The organism is Apibacter sp. B3919, assembly GCF_026537405.1.
Taxonomy (GTDB): Bacteria; Bacteroidota; Bacteroidia; order Flavobacteriales; family Weeksellaceae; genus Apibacter.
Genome location: NZ_JAFNMG010000001.1, coordinates 504,755 through 529,876, shown reverse-complemented (window position 1 = coordinate 529,876; position 25,122 = coordinate 504,755). Strand labels below are relative to the sequence as shown.

24 protein-coding genes are annotated in these 25,122 nt (G+C 29.3%); 16 read left to right on the top strand and 8 right to left on the bottom strand.

Features of this window, described 5'->3' with window-relative positions; all coding sequences use genetic code 11:
- Positions 1-48 precede the first annotated feature (48 nt).
- From J3U20_RS02430 to J3U20_RS02420, 3 genes are all read right to left on the bottom strand, one after another.
- Positions 49-1,197, bottom strand: a complete 1,149-nt coding sequence (locus J3U20_RS02430) for an efflux RND transporter periplasmic adaptor subunit (RefSeq protein ID WP_160542258.1) — start codon at positions 1,195-1,197, stop codon at positions 49-51.
- A 2-nt stretch (positions 1,198-1,199) separates the two neighbouring features.
- Positions 1,200-1,733: a MarR family winged helix-turn-helix transcriptional regulator gene (locus tag J3U20_RS02425; protein WP_105297421.1), complete on the bottom strand. Its 534-nt coding sequence runs from the start codon at positions 1,731-1,733 to the stop codon at positions 1,200-1,202.
- A gap of 301 nt (positions 1,734-2,034) precedes the next feature.
- Positions 2,035-2,904, bottom strand: coding sequence for a mechanosensitive ion channel family protein (locus tag J3U20_RS02420; RefSeq protein WP_160542257.1), 870 nt, complete (start codon positions 2,902-2,904; stop codon positions 2,035-2,037).
- Between the two features lie 396 nt (positions 2,905-3,300).
- Between J3U20_RS02420 and rbfA the strand changes: the two genes are divergently transcribed.
- From rbfA to J3U20_RS02390, 6 genes are all read left to right on the top strand, one after another.
- The gene (gene rbfA / locus J3U20_RS02415) at positions 3,301-3,660 is read left to right on the top strand and encodes a 30S ribosome-binding factor RbfA (protein WP_160542256.1); all 360 of its coding nucleotides are present in this window, start codon (positions 3,301-3,303) and stop codon (positions 3,658-3,660) included.
- A 3-nt stretch (positions 3,661-3,663) separates the two neighbouring features.
- Positions 3,664-4,845 carry an ABC transporter permease gene (locus J3U20_RS02410; protein ID WP_160549983.1) on the top strand — a complete coding sequence of 394 codons (1,182 nt, stop codon included), beginning with the start codon at positions 3,664-3,666 and terminating at the stop codon, positions 4,843-4,845.
- Between the two features lie 162 nt (positions 4,846-5,007).
- Complete coding sequence (galU, locus tag J3U20_RS02405; protein ID WP_160542254.1) at positions 5,008-5,931, top strand: UTP--glucose-1-phosphate uridylyltransferase GalU; 924 nt, start codon at positions 5,008-5,010, stop codon at positions 5,929-5,931.
- A gap of 517 nt (positions 5,932-6,448) precedes the next feature.
- On the top strand, positions 6,449-8,869 hold the full coding sequence (locus J3U20_RS02400) for a TonB-dependent receptor (protein WP_160542253.1): 2,421 nt from the start codon (positions 6,449-6,451) through the stop codon (positions 8,867-8,869).
- 17 nt (positions 8,870-8,886) lie between these two features.
- Positions 8,887-9,480 (top strand): hypothetical protein, encoded by a 594-nt coding sequence (locus tag J3U20_RS02395; RefSeq protein WP_160542252.1) that lies wholly within the window; start codon positions 8,887-8,889, stop codon positions 9,478-9,480.
- 140 nt (positions 9,481-9,620) lie between these two features.
- Positions 9,621-10,739 carry an RCC1 domain-containing protein gene (locus J3U20_RS02390; RefSeq protein ID WP_160542251.1) on the top strand — a complete coding sequence of 373 codons (1,119 nt, stop codon included), beginning with the start codon at positions 9,621-9,623 and terminating at the stop codon, positions 10,737-10,739.
- Here the strand turns inward: J3U20_RS02390 and J3U20_RS02385 are convergent, their stop codons facing one another.
- Complete coding sequence (locus J3U20_RS02385) at positions 10,740-11,984, bottom strand: D-alanyl-D-alanine carboxypeptidase (RefSeq protein ID WP_160542250.1); 1,245 nt, start codon at positions 11,982-11,984, stop codon at positions 10,740-10,742.
- 106 nt (positions 11,985-12,090) lie between these two features.
- On the opposite strand from J3U20_RS02385, the gene J3U20_RS02380 reads away from it, so the two are divergent.
- The 8 genes from J3U20_RS02380 to J3U20_RS02345 all read left to right on the top strand — a co-directional run bounded on the left by J3U20_RS02380 (position 12,091) and on the right by J3U20_RS02345 (position 18,688).
- Positions 12,091-12,426, top strand: coding sequence for an MmcQ/YjbR family DNA-binding protein (locus J3U20_RS02380; RefSeq protein WP_160542249.1), 336 nt, complete (start codon positions 12,091-12,093; stop codon positions 12,424-12,426).
- Between the two features lie 51 nt (positions 12,427-12,477).
- Entirely contained in the window at positions 12,478-13,134 is a 657-nt protein-coding gene (locus tag J3U20_RS02375) for a CBS domain-containing protein (protein WP_160542248.1), read from the top strand.
- Between the two features lie 15 nt (positions 13,135-13,149).
- Positions 13,150-14,025 (top strand): NAD kinase, encoded by an 876-nt coding sequence (locus J3U20_RS02370; protein ID WP_160542247.1) that lies wholly within the window; start codon positions 13,150-13,152, stop codon positions 14,023-14,025.
- A gap of 299 nt (positions 14,026-14,324) precedes the next feature.
- Positions 14,325-15,299: a ribonucleotide-diphosphate reductase subunit beta gene (locus J3U20_RS02365; RefSeq protein ID WP_160542246.1), complete on the top strand. Its 975-nt coding sequence runs from the start codon at positions 14,325-14,327 to the stop codon at positions 15,297-15,299.
- Positions 15,300-15,593, top strand: coding sequence for a hypothetical protein (locus tag J3U20_RS02360; protein ID WP_160542245.1), 294 nt, complete (start codon positions 15,300-15,302; stop codon positions 15,591-15,593).
- Between the two features lie 8 nt (positions 15,594-15,601).
- Positions 15,602-17,251, top strand: a complete 1,650-nt coding sequence (locus J3U20_RS02355) for a ribonucleoside-diphosphate reductase subunit alpha (RefSeq protein WP_105297435.1) — start codon at positions 15,602-15,604, stop codon at positions 17,249-17,251.
- A gap of 146 nt (positions 17,252-17,397) precedes the next feature.
- Positions 17,398-18,009, top strand: coding sequence for a J domain-containing protein (locus J3U20_RS02350; RefSeq protein ID WP_160542244.1), 612 nt, complete (start codon positions 17,398-17,400; stop codon positions 18,007-18,009).
- 103 nt (positions 18,010-18,112) lie between these two features.
- Positions 18,113-18,688: a hypothetical protein gene (locus tag J3U20_RS02345; RefSeq protein ID WP_160542243.1), complete on the top strand. Its 576-nt coding sequence runs from the start codon at positions 18,113-18,115 to the stop codon at positions 18,686-18,688.
- A gap of 82 nt (positions 18,689-18,770) precedes the next feature.
- On the opposite strand, the gene J3U20_RS02340 is transcribed toward J3U20_RS02345, so the two are convergent.
- Both J3U20_RS02340 and J3U20_RS02335 read right to left on the bottom strand, forming a co-directional pair.
- Complete coding sequence (locus J3U20_RS02340) at positions 18,771-19,148, bottom strand: copper resistance protein NlpE N-terminal domain-containing protein (protein ID WP_160542242.1); 378 nt, start codon at positions 19,146-19,148, stop codon at positions 18,771-18,773.
- A gap of 88 nt (positions 19,149-19,236) precedes the next feature.
- Entirely contained in the window at positions 19,237-20,601 is a 1,365-nt protein-coding gene (locus tag J3U20_RS02335) for a dihydrolipoamide acetyltransferase family protein (protein WP_160542241.1), read from the bottom strand.
- A gap of 252 nt (positions 20,602-20,853) precedes the next feature.
- On the opposite strand from J3U20_RS02335, the gene J3U20_RS02330 reads away from it, so the two are divergent.
- On the top strand, positions 20,854-22,656 hold the full coding sequence (locus J3U20_RS02330) for an LTA synthase family protein (RefSeq protein WP_160542240.1): 1,803 nt from the start codon (positions 20,854-20,856) through the stop codon (positions 22,654-22,656).
- Here J3U20_RS02330 and J3U20_RS02325 read toward each other — a convergent pair.
- Positions 22,645-23,436, bottom strand: coding sequence for a DUF2797 domain-containing protein (locus J3U20_RS02325; RefSeq protein ID WP_160542239.1), 792 nt, complete (start codon positions 23,434-23,436; stop codon positions 22,645-22,647). The genes J3U20_RS02330 and J3U20_RS02325 overlap by 12 nt on opposite strands.
- 306 nt (positions 23,437-23,742) lie before the next feature.
- Between J3U20_RS02325 and J3U20_RS02320 the strand changes: the two genes are divergently transcribed.
- The gene (locus J3U20_RS02320; RefSeq protein ID WP_160542238.1) at positions 23,743-24,333 is read left to right on the top strand and encodes an META domain-containing protein; all 591 of its coding nucleotides are present in this window, start codon (positions 23,743-23,745) and stop codon (positions 24,331-24,333) included.
- Positions 24,334-24,422: 89 nt separating this feature from the next.
- On the opposite strand, the gene J3U20_RS02315 is transcribed toward J3U20_RS02320, so the two are convergent.
- Complete coding sequence (locus J3U20_RS02315) at positions 24,423-25,055, bottom strand: VanW family protein (RefSeq protein ID WP_160542237.1); 633 nt, start codon at positions 25,053-25,055, stop codon at positions 24,423-24,425.
- Positions 25,056-25,122: the final 67 nt, after the last annotated feature.

The following is a 25,122-nucleotide window of genomic DNA, read 5'->3' as shown; positions in this document are numbered from 1 at the left end:
TCTTTTTTATTATTTAAAGTTATAATACTTTTTTTTACGATAAGAAAATTAAAGTTGAGGTTTGATCTCCATTCCCTCTTTTAAATTCTGGATTCCGTTAACAACTATTTTATCGTTTTCGTTTAATCCTGAATTTACGATAAAGGATTGTCCATCCGGTGTTGGAGTAACTTTGATGGTTACTTGTTTTACTTTATTATCTTTTTGTACCACGAAAACAAAAGTTTGACCTTGAATTTCAAAGGTTGCTTTTTGCGGGATAACCAAAGCATTTTCAACAGTTGTACTGATTCGTATAGATCCGGTTGAACCACTTCTTAAAATACCTTGCGGATTAGGAAAACTAGATCTGAAATTTGCAGAACCTGTAGAAGTGTTTACAATACCGTTGATAGTTTCAATTTTTCCTTTTTCATTGTATTCGGTACCGTCAGCTAAAATTAAAGTCACCGGTTCGGATTTTTTGATTTTTTCTGCTTGAGTTGCACCCGGTGTATTTTTAAGGAAATCCAATAACTGTTTTTCGTTTAAAGAAAAATATACATATACATTGGAAGTATTCGCCACAGTGGTTAAGGTAGTGGTACTATTAACTAAACTACCTAAACGATAAGGTATGGAACCAACAATTCCATTAACCGGACTGGTAAGAACGGTATAAGATAAATTAGTGTTTGCAATAGCTAAAGCAGTTTGTGCTTGATTTAAAGCGGCACGTTTAGTCTGTAAAGCATATTGTGCAGATTCTAATTGATATTTACTTACAATTCCTTTTTCAACCAAAGGGGTGATTTTTGTTACATCCATAACTGCATTGTCAACTTGAGCTTTTGCAGTTTTAATGGCAGCTTCTGCATTCAATACATTTTGTTTGTATTGTGGAGCATCCAATGTAAATAAAACTTGTCCTTTTTTAACTACAGAACCTTCGTCTACATTAATTGTTTTAATGAATCCTTCAACCATTGGTCGAATTTCAATGTCTTCTTCACCTTTTATGGTTGCCGGATAATCTGTTTCCAAAACAGCAGTTTGTGAAGTAACTACTTTTACCGGATAGGGTAGCACTTGATTGGCTTGCCCGCCCATAGCAGCCATACCTGCTGCATTTTTCTTATCACCGCCACAAGACACATACAATGTGGATGTTGCAGCAGTGAATAGCAAAGCTATAATTTGTATTTTTCTGAGTTTCATATTTATGATTTTTCTAAATTATTGTTATTATTAAGTACGTATTCTTTACAACAGGTTTGTTTAATTTCATCAGCATAGATGTCGTCATCTAAAAGAGTTACCAAATTTTGTTGAAATTGGTTTTGTTGATCTTTTAATGAACTAAAAAATGATGTATTGAATTTTTTTATAACCTTAGTTGCATTTTTAATAATTGTTTTTCCATCTTCTGTTAATGAAATTAGTTTAGTTCTTGAATCTTTTTTATTAAATTTTCTTTTGATCAAGCCTTTTTTTTGTAAAGTTCGTAAAACGGTAGAAGTAGTCATGGGATCAATACCCGCTTTATCTGAAAGACTTTTTTGAGTTACTTCGGTTTGGTTAGTTTCTCCCCATAAAATAGATAAAAGCAATACTAATTGGCTATGTGTCAAATCTAAGTGTTCAAAGTTTTTTTTAAATTCTCTTTGCCAAAGATTATTTACTTTCCAAAGCAGAAATCCTGTTTTGTCGCTATCGGTGATATTTAGGAGAAATCCCTTATAATTAGTTTGCATATTTTTTCGTTAACAAAAATTGAAAGTGCAAATATAATATGTATACTTACTAAAATGCAAATTATTGTTTGTTAAATTTATAAGTTTCCATATAATAAGTGTGCTTATTAATCGTGTTTTACAATATCAAATACTGGGCCAAAATGTATTTGACCTAAATATTTGACGGTGCAAATATATAGTTATTTTAACAATATGAATAAATTTTTAACTTAATTTTTTAAAGACATTCGTAAAATTTTTCAAAATAATTAAGTTAGTTTAAAGGGAAACTAGATTTTTAAAAAGCTAGTTTCAGCTATTAATTATCATTGGCCATATGCACGGTAAGCTGAGGGAATGGTATATTAATTTTGGCATGTGTAAATTTCTCATAAATGTTTTCATTAAGAAAGAAATAAACAGGCCAATAGTTGGATGATTCAACCCAAACCCTAATTACAAAGTCAATAGAACTGTCATTTAATTTTAATAATCCAATGAAAGGTTCAGGAGACTTTAATATGGAGGTATTAGATCTGATAATTTCATTAAGAATGTCTTTGACATCTTGAAGTGAAGTTCCATAATCAACCCCTATGGTTATATCTATTCTTCTTTGTGGTTGCGTTGAAAAATTAAGTATGGATCCTGTGGATAATGGTCCGTTAGGGATATATATGGTTTTATTGTCACCGGTGGTTAAAACTGTATATAATATACCAATGGATTGCACCACTCCTTCTTGATTTTGAGCTAAGATGTGATCTCCAATTTTTATAGGTTTGTTAAAAAGAATCATGACTCCTCCGGCAAAATTTCCAAGATTGTCTTTCATTGCCATACCAATAGCCAAACCGGCAGAAGCAATTAATGCTGCAAAGGAGGTGGTTTGAATTCCTAAAATTCCAATTATGGACAAAACCAACAAAATGGTTAATGTAATATTACATAAACTTCCCAGAAATGACTTAACAGAAGGATCAATTTTTCTCCTTTCTAAAAATTTATGAAATAATTTTTCAATCCATTTTATTAAAAATCTTCCCAGGTAATAAACCACTAAGCAGGTAACAATCTTTATTCCCAGATCATAAACCAAATCAAGTAATTTATTTAGCAATTTTTCAATAGCTGTGGGATTGATTATTTCATTGGAAATTGATTGATGATTTACTTGGTACAAATTCATTTTTAATTTATTTATTATCTATTAATTATACATTATTTTATATATAAGCAAAAATAATACTATTTATAATTAAATCTTCGAGTTGTTAAGATATTAGTTAAAAACTGTTTATCCGTCTGAAATTTTTATTTGTTGAATGTTTCAAATTTTTCTGATAAATTATAATTTACCGGTTAATTTAATAGGACTTTATTTATTTTGATAATTAATTACTAAAATCCATATAGTATACTATAAAAATTGATACGTATAAAATAAAAAATAATAATTACAAATTAATATAAATTATAGATATAATGTAGTGATGATAAAATAATATGAAAATTTAAATAAAAATAAGATTATAAAATTAAAATTTTTGCAGTACTTAAAATTATCTAAATTTGTAAAATAGTTATGGAAAGCAATAGACAAAAGAAAATAAATCAATTATTACAAAAAGAGTTAGCTGAAATTTTTAGGAAACAATCAGCGGAGATGAATTCTAAAATACTAATATCTGTTACCGAAGTAAAAGTGTCTTCAGATTTAGGAGTGGCTAAAGTCTATTTAAGTATTTATCCGCAAGAGTACAGAGAGGCCTTAATGAAGGAAATACAAATTCTTAATCCAAAAATTAGAAAAATTTTAGGTAATAGAATTGCTAAACAGGTAAGGCAAGTTCCCGAATTGATATTTTATCTTGATGTAACCTTAGATACAGTTGAAAAGATAGAGAAAGCTTTAAAAGGCAAAGATGAAAATCCTATTTTGTAATTTGTGAAAAATCTATCCTGGTACATAGCCTTCAGGTATTTTATATCCAAAAAGAGCACTCAAGCTGTAAGTATCATTATGTATACTTCTTTAACGGCCATAGCGATTGCTACCTGTGCAATGTTTGTTATCCTTTCGGTGTTTAGTGGATTAGAGAGTTTTAATATTAAACTTTTTAGTGATGTAAATCCGGATCTAAGAATTTTACCTGCAACAGGCAAAACCTTGCCTGATATTGAACGGGTTGAAAAAATTCTTTCTTCTCATTCAGAAGTTAAAGCATTTACGAAAGTCATAGAAGAGAAAGTATATGTCTTGTTTTATGAAAAGGATGAAATAGCATATCTTAAAGGGGTGGATGAAAATTTTTTGAAAGTTGTAAAAATCGATACTTGTTTTCAAGCGGGTAAATTTCCTAACACATCTTCTGATAATGAAGCGGCTTTTGGTAATGCTTTAGCTTATCGTCTGGGTGTTCCTATTGATAAAGAATATTACGCTTCTTTATATATGCCTAAGCCGGGAAAAAAATTGATATCTAATACGGATGATGCATTTAAAAAAGCAACGGTGCATATGACGGGGGTATTTGCTTTAAATGATCAATATGAAAATTATATTTTTGTACCCATACAGTTATCACGCAATCTTTTGAATTTACCCCCTAATAGTGCTTTTTCAATTGAATTAAAAGTTAAGAACAATGTAAAATCGTTGCAAAAGCAATTAAAAGACGAACTGGGAAAGAACTATATCATTCAAAATAGACAAGAGCAAGATGCTTCTTTTTTAAAAATGATGAAAGTAGAGCAATTGTTTATTTATTTAATATTTATTTTAGTAATTATAATTGCTTCATTTAACCTAGCGGGGGCTATTATTATTATAATATTGGATAAGAAATATCAATCCAAATCACTTATTGCTCTGGGATATAGCATTTCAGGATTAAAAAAATTATTTTTTACCATTGGTATTATCATAACCATGTTTGGAGTTGTTATAGGTATAGTACTAGGAACCTTTTTGACCTGGTTACAATCTAATTTCGGACTAGTAATGGCAAATCCTTTTATGCCATTTCCGGTTAAATTCGATCTTACTAACTATCTTATTGTATTGATTACTGTATTATTTATAGGATTTTCTGTATCATTTTTATCGTCGAGAAAATTAAATTTTTAAAATGTTTTTTTATTTAAATAATTAATTTAATATTGTTCATTGAAAGAAATTGAAGTTCATTTTTTCTATATTTGTATAAAATAAAATATGAATTAACAAACATAAATAAATCATTTATATATTTTATTGAACTAGCTATTTTTAACCGTTATTTATAAAATTATGAAAAAAGTAAAAAAGGCCGTTATTCCGGCTGCTGGCTTAGGTACCAGGTTTTTACCAGCTACAAAAGCATTGGCTAAAGAAATGCTTCCTATTGTAGATAAACCTACTATCCAATTCATAGTAGAAGAGGCTATAAACTCCGGTATTGAAGATATCTTAATTGTAACCGGCAAAGGAAAACGACCTATAGAAGATCATTTTGATTCCAATCCTGAATTAGAAGCTAATCTTAGAGAAAAGCATAAAACGGAATTATTAAAACTCGTTGAAGAAACGACTGATATAAATTTACATTTTATTAGACAGTCTCATCCTAGAGGATTAGGACATGCTGTATTACAAGCAAAAGCATTTGTAGGTAATGAGCCTTTTGTGGTAATGTTAGGAGATGATATAATGGAAGATAAAATACCACTAACAAAGCAATTAATTATGGATTTTGAAAAAACCTATGCTTCTACTATTGCTGTAATGAAAGTTCCCCATGAAGAAACTTCAAAATATGGAATTATCGCTCCTGAAAGAGAAATAGAAAAAGGGTTGTATAATGTGCTCAACTTTGTAGAGAAACCTAAGCCCGAAGATGCGCCCAGTGATCTGGCAATTATCGGTAGATATTTATTGACACCTGAGATATTTAGTATTTTGGAAAATCAAGCTCCCGGAGCAGGTGGTGAAATTCAATTAACAGACGCAATTGATACACTTAATAAAATTCAAAGAGTATTTGCTCGTAATTTTTGCGGTACCCGTTATGATGTAGGAGATAAATTCGGTTTTATGAAAACTAGTATTCAATATGGTTTAGTCCATCCACAAATAAAAGATAGTTTGCATGACTACATTATTGAATTGGGCAAAGAACTTGAAAAAAAACAAATTACAGAAAAAGAAAAATTAGCTGTAGTTAGCAAAAAATAATAAAATAAAAAATCTTTCATGAAGTTGAAAGATTTTTTTTATTTAAATTTGCTTCCAAATAATTTATACAATCTAAAGTGAAATTTCTTCATTCCAATAAAATACGAATTATCTATCTTTTATTTTCGATAGTATTCGTATTTAAGATATTTTCTATACAGGAATATATTCACTTAGAACAACATAAAGTAAACAAAATTAGTCATGATCATTGCCAACAATGTCATACTATTTTTCATTTAGGAAAATATCAATTATTTGATGTAGCGGAAGACCCAACATTTATACTTCATCATCACTCTGGAATAATTAATCACCCTGAAGATATTTATACCTTTATATTTTATAAAAATATAAATAAATCTAATTATTTCAACAGGCCACCTCCCATATTTTCATAAAAATAATAATATGATGCGGATTTTTTAATAAAAATTAGAAAAAAAGATCCGTATTTATATCTTTTTTAAAGGATATAACTTTTTTCAATTAAGTCATACCTTATATTATTTATTTTATGAAAAAGACAATATACGTTTTTTTTACATTTCTTATTTTATTGAATATAAAATCGTATGCTCAATGTACCTTGCATATTAAAGGTAAACTTACCGATTTACATTCCACTCGTGGAATAAAAAACGGTTCTATACAGCTCATAGCAACTAATGGAAAAGAATCCATAACAATAACTGATTTATCCGGAGAATATACAATTTCCAATGTTTGTCCAGGAATGTATCGACTTATCATTTCACATCCTAACTATAGTTCTCAAACGTTAGAAATAACAGTAAAGAATAATTTAAATCATGATATTTCATTAGAACGTAAAGAAAAAGAATTACAACAAATAGTAACTGTTGGAAAATCTTTAGGAAAAACTAAAACTTCAACAGAAAATAAATTAACCAAAAATCAAATTAATGAATTTTCGGATACTAACTTAGCTAGTGCATTAGCTTCGATTGCGGGAGTAAGTATATTAAAAACGGGAAATAATATAGCTAAACCAATTATTCATGGATTGCATAGCAGCCGAGTGCCCATATTTAATCATGCCATAAGGCAGGAAGATCAACAATGGGGTGTTGAACATGCTCCGGATATTGACCTTAATGTTGCCAATTCTATTTCAATCATTAAAGGAGCGGGAGCATTACAATATGCGGGCGATGCTACCGGGGGTATCGTATTGGTTGAACCAAAAAAATTATATACAAAAGATACTCTTACGGGAAGTCTTATAACTTCCTATGTTTCCAATGGCAAAGGAGGAAATACTACAGCTCAAATTGAAAAAGGATGGAAAAAAGGATGGGCTATGCGCTTACAAGGTACTTATAAAAGATCCGGAGATCTATCAGCGCCTAATAATATTATGTCTAATACGGGGCTTAAAGAAAATGATTTTTCAATTCAAATAGGTAAAAATCAAAGAAAATATGGCATAGAATTATTCTATAGTTATTTCGGTTCAGACACTGGTATTTTAAAAGCAGCGCATGTAGGTAACCTGGAAAATCTTTTAAATGCCATCAATAATAAACAACCCTTAGTTATTGATGATTTTACGATGAAAATAGATGCGCCCAAACAGAAAATTCAGCATAATTTATTTAAATTCAATACTCATTATAATTTTAATTTTGGTAAATTAAGTTTAGTGTACGGATATCAATTTAATAATCGGAAAGAATATGATATCAGAAGAAGCGAGCTTGCCGACAAGGCATCTCTCAATTTGGATTTAACTACACATACTCTCAATTTAGATTACGAATCGGTTGCTCAAACTAAACTTAAAACAAAATTAGGAAGCGGCTATTCTTATCAAGAAAATTTTCCAAATGCTGGTACCGGCGTAAGTCCATTAATCCCCTTTTATGAAAAAAATAATTATTCCTTCTATTGGATTGAATATTTTAATATTAGTAAAAAATTACTAATCGAAGGAGGAATACGATTTGATCATCAAAAAATAGATGCTTTAAAATTTTATAAAAAAAGCCGATGGGTATCTTTGGGTTACGATAAAAAATATTCAAAAAAAATACTTAAAGATACCGGTCTCAATTATTTGGTAAATCCGATTCTTACCTATAACGGTTTTGCATCTACTTTAGGCTTAAAATTAAAGTTGGGAATGTTTGATGAAATTACATTCAATTATTCATTAAGTAGTCGAGCACCTAATCCAAGTGAATTATTTAGCGACGGATTGCATCATTCAGCCGCAGCTATTGAATTGGGAGACTTAGACTTAAAAAATGAGAAGTCTAATAAGTTCATGACGACCTATAAAGGGTTTGGATTGGATAATAAGCTAACTTTTGAATTAACGGCTTATTATAATTATATAAATGACTTTATAAACTCTATTCCTGTAAGTGCAGAATATACTATTAGAGGAGCATTTCCGGTTTGGCAATATAAACAAACCAATGCTAAAATTTACGGTATCGATGTAATGGCTGATTATCAAATATTGGGACCATTGAAATTTTCCACTAATTTTTCTTATTTGAGAGGAAAAGATATAAAAAATAAAACGTCCTTAATTTCCATGCCTCCTTTGCAATGGATCAATTCAATAGAATATAAAAATAAAAAATGGAGAAATTATTTTGCAAAACTTACTTCCACTTCGGTGTTTAAGCAAACGCACTTTCCTAATTATAATTTTGAAATTGACATAGTGAAAAATGGAGCAGTGGTTTCGGAAACATTAGATATTAGTTCTCCTCCTGCTGCTTATCAGCTATTTGATTTTATTACCGGTTTTTCATTCGATATCACAACTATACACACGATGAATATTTCATTAGGTGTAAAAAATATTTTTGACACCGCATACAGAGATTATATGAATCGGTTGCGTTATTATACGGATGAAAGCGGAAGAAGCTTTTTATTAAAAATACAATTTAACTTTTAAAAATATACAATACATATATGAAAATAAAAAATTTAATCTATTGGTTACCGTTAACCTTACTTTTAGTTACTATTTTTTCTTGTTCTTCCCATGACAGAGATGACATTTTAAATTCCCTACCGGAACACGATCACGATGAAATGTCAAAGGTGATATTGCAATTTAGAAATAGTTCAGATCCAAATTTAATTCGAGAATATGTTTACGAAGTACCGGAAGGAAGCACCGAAATACCGATTACGGATATTAGCTTACCCACAGGAACGTATAATGTTGAAATAAAATTTTATTCACAACATGAAAATCATTTACACGATGTGACCGATGAAATTTTTATTGAAGATGCCGATGATCATTTTGTATTTTATCAGAAGGTTGATTCTAAAGGGTTAAGCATTACATATGCTGATCATGATAATATTGATACATTAGGCAGAAAGTTAGGACATCATACGGTCTGGACCGTAGAGGATCAAGCTTTTTCAACGGTATATATTTATTTACTTCATCAACCGGCAAAAAAAGACCCTGAAGCCACTTCTGCAGCTTTATTAGGTGGAGAAATTGATTTAGAAGCTCACTTCACAGTAAAAAATAAAGATATAAAATAAAAAAATTGTTTATATAACAATAAATAACATACAACTTTTGTTTATAATATAAATTTATTTTGATAAGTAAATCTCAATTACTGATTGAGAAATTTATATTTACCGTTACGTACGCTTAAAAACAGGGAAGCAAAAGTTGTATGAAATTTATTTGTATAGTTTTGGCATTTGCAGGTATATATGTTATTGATGTAAATGCACAAATTAATGCTTGCTGGAAATTAATTTCAGTAAAAAATTATTACAGTTTAGGTATACAAAATAATGGCACCTTATGGGGCTGGGGAAAAAATGATAAACGCCAATTAGGAGACGGCTCCGACCAAAACAAATCCCTTCCTGCCGAAGTGGATCCTTCCAAAAAATGGAAATCAGTGTATTCCGGTTACAATCATTCATTAGGTATAAAATCTGATGGTTCCTTATGGGGTTGGGGATTGAATGAAAACGGTCAGCTGGGTAATGGTACAAATTTTACTAAAATTTATCCGGTTCAAATTGATCATTCCAATTGGAAAAGTGTTTCCGCCGGAGAATATCACTCATTAGCTATAAAAGAAAACGGTACTTTATGGGCATGGGGAAGCAACGAAGAAGGTCAGTTAGGAGATGGCACAACCGACGATAAAAATAAACCAATTAAAATAGGAAATGCAAGATGGAAGTTTATAACGGCCGGTTTTAATTATAGTATGGGAATACAGGAAGACGGGACATTGTGGGGGTGGGGTAATAATGAAGACGGTCAGTTAGGTTCTGACCAATTTAAATACTCGACTATTCCTGTACGAATTGGTTACAGTAAATGGAAATACATTACGTCCGGATTTGACTATACTTTAGGAATTCAAGCAGATGGTAGCCTTTGGGCTTGGGGATATAATGAATTTGGCCAATTAGGTGATAAATCCAATCGGGATAAAGATTTTCCTGTTCGTATCGGTCATTCTAAATGGAAAATGGTTGCTGCAGGAGAATACCATTCCTTAGGCATACAAGAAGACGGTTCACTTTGGGGATGGGGAAAGAATAATAGCGGACAAGTAGGAGACGGAACCCAAGTTAATAAAAATCTCCCCGTATTATTGGATCATTCCCAATGGAAAACAGTTTCCGCCGGTTTTGAGCATAGTATAGGCATCAAAGAAGATGGGAGCTTATGGGGATGGGGGAGGAATGATTACGGAGAACTTGGATTTGGAATTGAATTTAGCAGAAATATTCCTACGCAAATATCCACATGTGCTGTAAAACATTGATTAATAAAAATCTCTCACATGTACCAATACTTCTTCCATCTGTTTCTTTATTTCTCCGGATGGATATTGGAAATTGTTATTCATAAAGCTAAATATCAATACTTTTCCCGATTTGGTCTCTAAATATCCGCTCAGGTTTGATATTCCTTTCATTCCTCCTGTTTTTGCAAATATATACGGCGGATTCCCTTTATAATTATTTTTTAAAGTTCCACTAACACCTCCTGCCGGAAATAAAGAAATTAATCTTTTATACGGGATTTCTTCATAGAGCTTAGTTAAAATATAAACCATATCTTTAGGAGTAAAATTATTATATCTGGAAAGACCGGATCCATCAACCCATCTGGGTTTTTGTGGCAAATCTTTTAAATAAGAAGACAACATATGATGTATTGCAGAGGAACTGTTAAGTTTATCTGAAATGGAAAGACTTCCCATCAGAAGAATTTGTTCTGCTAAAAAGTTATCACTTACAACCATCATTCTCCTGTATAAACTGTCGCAGTTTATACTATATAAATAGGAAGGTTTTTCAACAGGAAATTTTTCGGTTAAATAAACGGATTTATTTAGTTCTCTTTCTAAAAGTATTTTAGTTAACGAATCGGAAGTAATAAAGGGTATCTCCATTTTTTTATTATCGGAGTAATGAAACTTATTTTTTCTTAAATCTCTTACAATTTCTTTATGGTCCAATAGTACATCATTTATAAAATAAGAGGGATATACTTGAGTTGGTGAAGAAATAGTTACTAAATTTCCGTACATAGGAAAAGAAGTGCGTTCAGGTGAAAAATATTCTTTATAATCTTCCCAAGACCAACCGGGGCCGTAGATAGTATCATCAAAATTTTTTGTAAATAAAGCTATAGTTTCTTTTCGATTTTTTAAAAATTCAATTACTTTATTTTGTTTAAAATAGGGTTCCAATAGAGTTGGATCTCCTGTTCCACAAATATAAAGAGTGTCATTTTTGGAAACATATTTTAGGGAAGGTATAGAATCAGAAATTAATTTCAATCCGGTATATAAGGTAAAAATTTTTACATTGGATGCCGGAATAAAATACTTATTACCATTATAATTAAAAATTTCCTTTTTTTGCACAGGATCATATAAATAAAAGCCGGCCCACTGTTTTGCATAAAAATCAGAATCAAAATGTTTAATTAAAAATGTTTTTTGTGAATAAAGAGATATACTTATCAAAATATAATAAACTATAAAAAATATTTTTTTCATATGATAACTAATTTATAGCATTTCATTCAAATGTACTAATATGAAATCTTATAATCTAATTTTTTATCTTAAATTTAAAATTTTTAAAATTTAAGCTAATCAATCTATGAATATTGAAGAATTTAGAGAGTATTGTTTACAATTTATAGATGTGGAAGAATGTTTTCCTTTTGATGAAAAAACTTTAGTTTTTAAAGTAAAAGGTAAGATGTTTGCATTAACTAATCTATATGATCCGGATTTTAAAATAATTTTAAAATGTGAGGCAGAATATTCATTGGAGTTAAGAGAAAATTATTCGGAAATACAACCCGGATATCACATGAATAAAAAGTATTGGAATACAGTTTTTATGAATGGGAATTTAACGGATGATTTTATAAAAAATCTTATTAAACTATCTTATACAGAGGTGTTTAAAAAAATAATTAAAAAGAGATGAACAAAATTTTAAAATTTTGGTTACTCAAAAATCTTATTATATCTTAGCATAATGATAATTACCAATTATATTTCAAATGATGTATTAACTCTCTATGAAAATGACAGCGTTGCAAGAGCAGAGCAATTGATGATTGATCTGGGAGTTAGCCATTATCCTGTTATAAGTAAAGGAAGAGTAAAAGGAAATATAGGGTTAAATATCATTAGAGATTTAGATAAATCAGAATCATTAAAAGATCATCTTTTAGATTTAGAACAGTTCTATCTACTTGATAGTGCTATACTTTTTGATTCCTTACGCGTTTTTAGCGAAAATGAAACTAATATAATTCCAATCTTATCTTACCAAGAAAAATTTTTGGGAGTAGTATTAGAAGAAACAGTTATTGATGAATTGGCCTCCTTTCAGTTTACTACCGAATATGGAGTTTATATGATCATAACGACTCCTATAAAAAAATATTCTACCAGTGAAATAGCAAATATTGTTGAAAGCAATAATGGAAGGATATTAGGGATGTTATTAGTCAATACCGATGAAGACTCAACTCAAATAGTACTTAAGATTAGTGCAGAAAATATAAGTTCCATTGGAGATACTTTCGAGAGATTTGGATATCAAATTTCCAACAAATACTTTGAAGATTCCAAGCAAGAACTTTTAAAAGAGAGATTTGATCAATTGCAAAAATTTATGGAAGTATAAATTAATTATAATTCAATGATAGTAGGTGTATATGGAAAAGTAGTTCACAAAGAAGATTATGAACTTTATGCGGCTTTTTTTCAACAATTAGAAAAAAAAGGTATAACCATTTATGTATATGAATCCTACGTGAAGGAATTAGAAGAAATGTTAGGATTAAAAAATCCCGGCTTTATTCCTTTCACCAAAAAGAAAGGGCTTCCTAAAGAAACCAAATTATTATTTACTTTTGGCGGAGACGGAACTATTTTGTCAACTGTGGCTTATATTAAAGGATCTAATATTCCGATTGTGGGAATCAATACAGGAAGATTAGGATTTTTAGCCACATTTCAGAAAAATGAATTTTTAAAGGAATTGCCCCATATTTTAGATGGTAATTGTACTATAAGTGAACGTTCCGTATTAGAAGTGAAAAGTAATTTTCATAAATTCTTGCCTTATGCCATAAATGAAGCTGCAGTAATGCGTAAGGATACAACCTCAATGATAACCATAGATGCCTATGTAGATAATATATTTCTGAATACCTTTTGGGCAGATGGTTTAATTATATCAACTCCTACCGGTTCAACCGGCTATTCTTTAAGTTGTGGAGGACCCATCATTTATCCTAAAGCCGATATTGTTGTTATTACCCCAATTTGTCCGCACAATTTAAATGTAAGACCATTAATTTTAAAAGATGATGTAGAAATACGGTTGAAAGTTCATAGTAGATCGGAAAAATATTCCTTGTGTCTGGATTCACGATATAATACGGTAGGAATAGACGATGAAATAATCATAAAAAAAGCACCATTTAAAATAAAAATAGTCAAGTATAATAATTATTCTTATTTTAAAAATCTTCGGGAAAAATTAAAATGGGGAACTGATTCGAGGAATTAAAAAACTTGTTTTTTCAATTCAAAATAAAATTGTGTGTTTATAACTTCTTAATATCTTTTGAAATTCTCTAGGGGCAAATATGTTAAATATTTTTAATTTTAAATACATAGTAAGAGCCTAAAACAAAAGAATTAATTAATTGAAAGAAAGTTAATTATAAAAATCATAAGATTATAAAATTTGAATATAAGAGTTTGTATAAGTTAAAAATTATACACGAGACCTGCTCTTATAAAGAATTTTCTGTCTTTTAAAAATAAAGTAAAAATTATTAAAAAAAGAAAAATAAATTAAGGATTATGTCAATATTTGATAGAAGAATTAATTACAAGCCTTTTGAATACCCTGAAATTTTACAATTTACAGAGGCAATCAATCATGCCTATTGGGTACACTCAGAAGTAGATTTTACTGCCGATATACAGGATTTTCATTCGCATTTAGAAGACAGAGAGCGAAATTCAATCAAAAACAGTTTATTAGCAATTGCCCAAATTGAGGTTGCTGTTAAAAGTTTTTGGGGAAATATATATCAGCATTTTCCAAAGCCGGAGTTCAATGGATTAGGAAGTACTTTTGCGGAATGTGAATTTAGACATTCAGAAGCTTACTCAAGATTGTTGGAGGTTTTGGGATATAATAATGAATTCGAAAAGTTGTTGGAAATTCCCGTTATCAGGGAAAGAGTGGAATACTTAGATAATGCATTAAAATATGCTAAATCCGATGACCGAAAAAAATACGTAGTATCACTTATTTTATTTACTATTCTTATTGAAAATGTATCTTTATTCAGTCAATTTGCCATAATCTTATCATTTACAAGATTTAAGGGTCTGATGAAAAATGTTAGCAATATCATTGGTTGGACTTCGGTAGATGAGCAAATTCATGCCAATGCGGGAATCTATTTAGTTAATAAAATTAAAGAAGAATATCCCGACTTTTTTGATGAAGATACCATTAAGCACATTCAAGATACCGTTAAGAATTCAATCATCATTGAAGGTAAAATATTAGATTGGATATTTGAGAAAGGAGAAGTAAACTCAATTGAAAAAGAAAATCTTCTAAACTTCATGAAATTCAGGGTAGATGAAAGCTTACAACAAATAGGAATGGAACGGTTGTATCATGTTACACCTGAGCAATACAAACCTATGGCATGGTTTGAAGAGGAAGTATTTGCCAATAGTTTGGACGACTTTTTTGCGAAAAGACCTACCGAATATACCAAATATGATAAAAGTATAACTGAAAACGATTTATTTTAAATGGGAGATTTTTATTTAATTAAAGCCAATTTTATATATCTTGATTTTAATGCAACCATCGAAAGAGAAATTGCTACCAAATTAGAAGACAGAGATCGTCATATAGAAATATGGGAGGAGTTAGTAGAAATAATTTCAGGATATCTTCGAGCATTTTCTTTATCTGAAATATATGAAATGCCTTTTATTGATGAAGAAGGAAAAGATAACGGGTATTTTTTAAGAAGAATGGCAGTAAATAATGAAACCGGATTAAAAGGTAAATTAGAATTAATGGTTAAAAGATTAGATTAATATATATTATGAGCGAAAAACTTTGGTGGAAAAATTCGGAAAGTGAACAAATATTAAATAGGGGGTATCTTCTAAAGGGAGAGACGGTTGAAGGAGCAATTGATCGTATTACTTCCGCTGCAGCTCAACGATTATACAAACCTGAACTTAAAGAAGCTTTTCAGGAAATGATTGAAAGGGGCTGGATGAGTTTAAGCTCACCCATATGGGCAAATATGGGAACAGAAAGAGGATTGCCTATATCATGTTTCAATGTTCATATTCCTGACAGTATAGAAGGAATAACTCATAAATTAGGAGAAGTAATCATGCAGACCAAAATTGGCGGAGGTACTTCCGGTTATTTTGGAGCTTTAAGAGAAAGAGGATCAGCGGTTTCGGATAATGGCAAAAGTAGTGGAGCGGTAAGTTTCATGAAATTATTTGACACTGCCATGGATACCATATCTCAAGGGGGAGTGAGAAGGGGAGCTTTTGCTGCTTATTTGGATATTGATCATCCCGATATTGAAGAATTTTTATCCATACGCGATATAGGAAATCCCATTCAAAATTTATTTTTCGGTATATGCGTTCCTGATTATTGGATGCAGGAAATGATTGACGGAGATATTGATAAAAGAAAAATTTGGGCTAAAGTTTTAGAAAGTCGTCAACAAAAAGGTTTACCTTATATATTCTTTACTGATAATATTAATAAAAATAAACCACAGGTATACAAAGATAAAGGAATGGTTATCCATGCTTCTAATCTTTGTTCAGAAATTATGCTTCCTTCCACAGAAGAAGAATCTTTTATATGTTGTCTTTCATCCATGAACTTGGAATTATATGATGAATGGAAAGACACGGAAGCAGTAAAATTAGCCGTATTCTTTTTGGATGCCGTTTTACAGGAATTTATTGTAAAAACAGAAGGTAATTATTACTTGTCACCCGCAAATAAATTTGCTAAAAAGCACAGAGCACTAGGCCTGGGAGTTTTAGGATGGCATTCTTATTTGCAAAAAAACATGATTCCTTTTGAAGGAATGGTTGCTAAACAAAAAACCGTTGAGATTTTTAAATATTTGCAGGATAAATCCAATAAAGCAACTGAAGATTTAGCCAGAATTTACGGAGAACCAGAATTATTAAAAGGTTACGGAAGAAGAAATTCTACTTTATTGGCTATTGCGCCAACCACTTCATCTTCTGCGATCTTAGGTCAAACCTCGCCGGGGATTGAGCCGTTCAGTTCCAATTATTACAAAGCGGGTCTTTCTAAAGGTAATTTCATGCGTAAAAATAAGTATTTGGATATGCTTCTTACAGAGAAAAATATTAATAATGAAGACACTTGGAGAAGTATTATGCTAAATGGTGGAAGTGTACAACATTTAAAAGATTTATCATACGAAGAAAAACAAGTTTTCAAAACTTTTAAAGAGATCAGTCAATTGGAAATTGTTCAACAAGCCTCTATAAGACAAAAATATGTGGACCAATCCCAGTCTTTGAATTTAAATATACCTGCTGAACTTCCGGTAAAAGAGGTAAACCGATTATTAATAGAAGCTTGGAAATTAGGTATTAAAACTCTTTATTATCAAAGAAGTCAAAGTGTGGCCAAAGAGTTGGTGGTTAATTTGGTTAATTGCAGCAGCTGTGAATCGTAGTGATTATAACTATCTTATATCCTATAAAAAGACTATTTTTAAATAGTCTTTTTTCGTTTAAATGTTTATCAATCGGTGTAAATGTATTTTAAATAGCTTATATTTGTGCCGAATGTTCTTTTTAATACTGGTTGTAGCCTAAAATAATGAAAGATTTTTATACTATATTAGAAGTCGATCCGACTGCATCGCATAAGGAAATTAAAAAATCTTATAGAAGATTAGCTCTAAAATATCATCCTGACAGGAATTTAAATAATAAAGATAATGAAAAGCTTTTTATAGATATTAACGAAGCATATCATATTTTATCTAATGAAGAATTTCGTAAAAATTATGACGTAAGGTACAGAAAAAAAATATCTTCTTATTCTCAACCCATTACACCTTATATTTTTTTAAAAAAGTTTCAAGATATTCGTAAATTTATTTATGATAGAGGCATTAATAAAATAAGTAAAAATGCGTTATATTCAGGGTTGGAAAAATTATTGTCTGATGAAAATATCAACTTCTTACTTTTAAAAAGTGATAAAGAAGTTCGTAAGCAAATTATAATTGAAAATTTAAAATGTATAAAGTTTTTATCATCTTTAGATAAAGAAAAAATCATAATCAAGCTTTTAAAATTAGCCGATAATGATCATAATCTTGTAGCTCTTATTAGTTTCTCTACTAATCAGACGGAAAACAAGTATTTTTTTACCTCTATTTTTTCAAAGTTTACTTATAAAATAAAACAAATGTTTGTTCCATAAATTAATGGATTCAAACAATAGGCTAAAACAGACGTTACAGTTTGAAATTGTAATCTTAAAGCCAAAAAAATTAGATATATTGTAAGATACTAAAATAATTATAATGAAAAAAATTGTATTCGTTTTCACTCTACTAATGATTTTAAACAGCGGAGAGCTGTTTTCACAAAATAAAACCAATAGGATAACAACTACTAAATTAAAAAAGAAAAGCCTTATTTTAGGTCCCAAATCTGCGGCTAAAATTAAAGAATTATTTTTTACTGCTAAAGGATTTAAATTACCGCAAAAAATAGAGGCAATCAATACTATAGCTACTTATACGGGTGCAGAACCCATCGAAGGTTCAGGAAACATTTATACTTGGGATTTCACGAATGGTTTTCAAATTAGTGCAATATCAGATGGGGGCGGGCGATTAGGAAGTAATGATAAAATTTCATTGGTTAGTTTCAATTATGGAGGAACCAATTCAGTGGAATTATTAAATTCAATTGTCTTACATCAATCTTCTCTAAGTTCTATTGAAAAAATATATGCTAAGCGTTTAATAAAATTTAAAAATACGAAACAACCTACATATAAAGTAGTGTCAGATAAAATTTATACTACTTTTTACTTTAATGAAAAAAATATTTTAATAAGTTTATCTATCTCTAATTATGATTTAGAATTTTAAATATTTATTTCAAAAAATCGACAAAATTTACTGAGAATGAAATAATCAAGTAATATTAATCTTACTTGATTAATTATATAATTTATTGTTTAAGTAAATATTCTTCAGTATCGTATTGACCTGTATTGTCAAGATAGTACAGTTTTTTTTCAAAAGCTTTAAATTTAAAACCAAACTTATCTAAAGCTATCGTTGAATTTTTTCTATCCCAATTGAAATTACCTTGTTCATAAATAATTGATCCTTTAGAATCTTCATCATTAAAAAGTTGAATTTTTAACTTATACGTATTACTTTGATCTAAAGTCAAAACTACAAATTCACAATCATCACATGAAATACTTCCTTGATAAGTACCGATAAATTTCTTAGGTAAAGTATCCCTAATTGAAGAAGATACTGATAAAGAATCATTTTGGGTAGAAGTTTTTATCGTTTGTTTCTTATCGCAACTGCTCAAAAGGCAACTAAATATAATTAGAAATATATAATATTGTATTGAATGAATGTTCATAGGCTACAATTAATTTTTAAAATATATTTCAAATTTAAAATTTTGTATTAGGATCAAATTTTTCTAAATAATCAGAAACCTTTTTAGCAAAAGCACCTCCTAAAGCTCCATCTATGACCCTGTGATCATAGGTATGTGAGATAATCATCATATGGCGTATACCTATCATGTCTCCTTGTGGAGTTTCAATAACTGCCGGTTTTTTAACAATCGATCCAACAGCCATAATAGCAACTTGAGGTTGGTTGATGATCGGCGTTCCTGCAAGGTTTCCAAAACTTCCAATATTACTCAAAGTATACGTTCCACAATTGGTATCTTCCGGTTTTAGCTGATTATTTCTTGCACGATTTGCTAAATCATTTATTGATCTTGCAAGCCCGGATAAACTCAACTGATCAGCATTTTTTATAACTGGAACAATTAAATTGCCATTAGGAACAGCAGTTGCTATACCTATATTAATATTTTTCCTTTTTATAATTCTATCCCCATCTACGGAGATATTAATCATAGGAAAATCTTTTATTGCTTTAACAATTGCCTGAATAAACATAGGCATAAAAGTGAGCTTTACTCCTTCATTTTTGAAGAAAGAATCTTTATTTTTATTTCTCCAAAGTACTATATTGGTAACATCTGCTTCAACAAATGAAGTAACATGAGCCGAAATTTGTCTGCTTTGCAGCATATTTTTAGAAATAAGCTTACGCATTCGATCCATTTCTATAATTTCATCACCATCCGATATGGAAGGAGAAGAATTTAATATAGAGGTATCAGATGTATTTTCTGATACTTTAGGGCTATTATGAACCGGTTCCAGTATAGGTGATACTTTTATGGTAGCGGAAAGATTTCTACTTTTTAAATAGGAAAGGATATCTTCTTTTGTAATTCTACCGTTTAATCCAGTACCTTGTAATAAATCTAATTCCGATTGAGAAATATTTTCTTTTTTACAAATAGATCTAATTAAGGGTGAATAATACGTACTTTTAGAAGCATTACTGTTATGTAGTTCAGAATTAGAAACCAAAGGTTTTTCTAATTCAGCTGTTATATTAGGTACATTTATAGAAGTATTGATTGTTAAAGTATCATCCTGATTTAAAGATATTTCGGTTTTAGAAACAGCAGATGATTTTTCATCAGCATCTTCAATTTCTAATATAGCAAAAGCTTCTCCAATTTTGCAAATATCATTTACTTCTTTGAGCTTTTTTAGTAGTTTTCCCGAAATGGAGGAAGGGACATCTGAATCGACCTTATCTGTCGCAATTTCAACAATAGTTTCATCCTCTTCTACATAATCTCCTTCATTCTTAACCCATCCGGTAATTGTAGCTTCCATTATACCTTCTCCCATAGGAGGTAATATAAGTTTATATTCAGCCATAGTTAATAATTAGAAAGACAAAACTAGGAAAAAAATATGGAATGAGATTAAATTTTTTATGTTATACTCAGAATCAGTATCAAATTATTAAAAAAAGACAAATTTTATTGATTAAATTGATGAAAAATTATATAATTTTGTATTACTAACTATTCACTTGTTATTATGAATTATAAATTAAGCATAAAACAGTTATTGCTTAGAATCTTGCTCTTAATTTTTTGTTACCAACTCTGTAGAGCAATTTTCTATGTGTTCAATTTTCATTTTTTCAAAAACATAGGATTATCGGAGTTTTTAGGAGGCTTACGATTTGATTTGGCAGCAATTTTTTTAAGTAATATACTCATAATTGTATTAAGTACGATTCCGGGCAACTTCAAGTATAATCGTACCTATCAAAAAAGTTTAAAAATATTATTTTTTTTAATCAATGCTTTTTTTATAGGAGTCAATTTCATTGATATAAAATATTATATATATACTAATAAAAGAAGTACCTATGCATTGATTACCGCTTCCGGTATGGAAGGAGATATACTCAGACTAATTCCTGTATTCTTAGCTCAATATTGGTATATTTTTTTAGGATATTTAGTGGCTATGTTTTGTTTTTGGAAATTTATTCCTGAAACATCATACAGACAAGAAAAAGAAAACGGATGGAAAGGTATCTTCGTGAGCTCATTAGTTTTTTTATTATTTGTCGGCTTAATTATATTATTGGGAAGAGGAGGAATCCAAAGAGCTCCAATTAAAACGGTTGATGCTATAAATTATACCGATTATCCCCAAAATACCGCAGTGGTATTAAACACAACTTTTACAATTTTTAAAACTATAAATAAAAAAGATAATTTAAAAAAGAAGAATTATTTTACCCCTCAACAATTAAAAACTACTTATCAACCAATAATAGATATCAATTCGGATGGAATTTTTAATAAAAAGAATTTAGTAATTATTATTTTGGAAAGTTTTGGAAAAGAAAATATTTACCAACAATTTGAAGGTAGGAAATTAACACCGTTTTTAGATTCTTTACTAACAGAGGGCAGATATTATACCAATGCTTTTGCTAACGGATTAAAATCAATTGATGCAGTACCATCAGTAATTACATCTATACCTTGTCTAATGGAAGTTTCTTATATATCTTCACCTTATTCCTTTAATCATATCGATGGATTTAATGTTGTTTTAAAAAAAGAAGGATATAATACATCTTTTTTTCACGGCGCATTTAATGGAAGTCAAAATTTCAATGAATTTGCCCGTATTTCCGGTTATGATAATTATTATGGTAAAAATGAATATACGGAAAAAGGGGGATATGATGGAGTATGGGGGATTTTTGATGAAGAATTTTTACAGTTTACACTAAAAAAATTTAATACTTTTAAACAACCTTTCTTTTCAACTATTTTTACCGTTTCTTCGCATTCTCCTTATACCATTCCAGAACAATATAAAAATAAATTTCCTAAAGGAAATAGAGATATTCACGAGAGTATTGCTTATTCCGATTTTGCTTTAAGAAAATTTTTTGAAAATGCCAAAAAACAAGAATGGTATACTAATACGGTCTTTGTTTTAACTCCCGATCATACAAGTAGAGGAGGGGCAAAACCTGAATATTTTTTAACAGAAATTGGTAATTATTCAATACCTATATTATTATTTGATCCTTCTAATTCTAAATTAAAGGAAACAGAAAATAAATTAATGGGTCAAATTGATATTTACCCTGAAGTTTTGAATTATCTGGGTTATAAAGGACAAATTTTTTCTTTTGGAAATCCCGTTGAAAGTAAAGATCGAGTGGTTGCCAATTTTAATGAAGGTATTTATAGATTTTTAATCAATCAGTATTATGCTACTTTTGACGGTAAAAAGATTTTACGTGTATATGATTATACAAAAGACAGTTTATTACAACATTCAATTTCAAATTATCCTAAAGAAAACCTTGAATTAAAAATAAAATCGTATATTCAACAATATAATAACAGGTTGATAGATAATGAATTATCTTTAGTAAAATCAAAGGATTAAGTCGATTACGAATCCCTCATGATTTCTAACATTAAACACCATATTATTATCAAAAAGCAAATATTGACCTTTAACACCTTTTAGAATTCCTTCAAATTCAAAAACCTTTTTAAGGTTTACCGAATTTACTTTATGTGGGTATGCGATTACTGGATATTGAAAGTTAAAAATTTCGTTATCCTCTAAAATATAATTTTCTAATTGTTCGGGTATAAATGTTTTAAGCTCATTTTTCACAATTGATAAATCTATATAGGGAACTGATTCTCTCAACATTTTCCTATAATTGGTTTTATCTGAAACGTGCTTTTTAAGAATGGATTCAATGACTCCTGATTCATATCTATTTTCAGTTTCTGCTAATTTTATGGCATACTCGGCCCCTTGATCGATCCAACGATAAGGTAATTGTGATTTTCTTGTGACACCAACCTTAATTCCACCGGAGTTTGCTAAATAAACTATGTGAGGCTGAAGTTGAGCTTGAGATTCAACACTTAAATCTCTGTCTTCCATACCTAAATGGGCTTTAGATAATTCAGGTCTTAGGATCCAATCTCCTGCATAGGGAGAAGTAAAATAGCAATCCTTACAATATCCCATGGCAAATATTTCTTTATCCAAACCACATCCCAGACATTTATAATGATCAAATCGTATTTTGATTTTTTTATCTAATAGTTGATTTATAATAATTATTTCATCATTAAAATTTAGATAATACTGAATAGGAGAATTATATTCGGTTATCATTTTGGTTAGTTGTCCGGTTAGATGCATAGAGAATAATTTATTTACTTTTAGTCTGTATTATTGTCTTGAATATTACAAATATATAAATATGATAGTATTCAATCCTTACTCATTCATAGTACTTTCAAATAAAAATTTTTGACCCATATAAAGCTTAAGTTATTTTGTGTCAATTAATTCAACAAAATAAAATTAATTTTGAAACTTAAATCTTATTTTTGTTTGAAAAAAAAATATAAAAAAAATAGTTGTTATTGCAGGTTTTTTATATCTTTACCTAATATTTATTATGCTCAAAAAGTTAATTAATCGTACAATACATTCTTAAATATTATGAAAAAAAGTTTATTAGATTTTCATTTAATTTTCTTAGGGTTATTTCCATTATTTTTAATCACTAGCTGTGGAACATCAAAAAAAGCATTAAAAGATTATAACGAAGTTCAAATAAATCAACCGATTGATGAAGTTACTATAAGTACCGATACAATCGATGACGCAGATAATGTAATTACTATAAAAGTAGAGGATCAAGGAACTAATATAACTAAAAAACCTAAGGGCAAACTAGATAAAATAATGGTTTATCTAGGTGATGAGAATGTAGTGAAATGGAGATTAGTTAGATTGAATTCTCAAAATGCTTCTGATTTATACGAAAATTTACCCTTAATGAGATTTGATGAACCTTGGAAACAAATTTACGGAACAACAGGTTGTAACAAATTTACTGCCTACTATACTTGGGAAAATACTATCTTTAATTTATCAAGATTATCTTCAACTGAATTGCCTTGTGATTTTGATGAATCTCAATTTTTAAATGCTATGCAAAGTATTGATGAAATTAGAGAAGGAGATTCAATTTTATCATTTTATAATAATGGACAAGAAATTTTAGTTTTTGAAAGATTCAATTCATGATTTCATAGATAAAAAGTTTTTAAATTTAAACAGTTAATAAAAATTTTTACAAAACGTAGCTTCATGTTAGAATACATGAAGCTATATTTTTATAGTTTCTTTTTATAAAAGGAAACTTCTGTAGTTCTACGGTTTATTCGAGTTAAAACTTCCTTGAAATTTTTAAAATCTCTATTGGTAAAAACTACTTCGTTACGTATTATTTTTTCTGAACTTAAAATAGATCCATTCAAAATTTGATTTTTAATTTGAAAATTAAATTTTATAGGAAAAGCATAACCGTTTTTAATTTTTAAATCTCTGGATTTATATAACACTAATGCTTCCGCACCTAACGGATATATTCTTTGATCTTCAGTGAAATGATCTACCGTTGAAGGATGTCTCTCAAGTATTGCTAATCCACTTATTAGTGCCAGATGGTAAATAATACTGCTGTATATTTCATATAAGAATGTTGAATCAGAATTGTGTAACATATGAACGGGATCACCTAAAACTTTCCAAAAAGAAAATACCTGATTGGGTTTAATTACTACATTAGAAAGTGAATTTTGTATCCATAACATCTGATTAGCTAACCGTTCTAAAGAAACAAAAGGATGGTTCATAATCCTATATGATAAGAGAATTTCATGAGGATAGTTTGCTTCATCTTTTTCTACATGTTTAGCATAATTAGTAAATGTAAAGTAGTTTTTTAAACATTTAACTATGTTCATTGTAAAGAAATTAGTAACGTAAATTTAATAAAAAAACATCTGTGGAATTCTATAGAATGTAAGAATT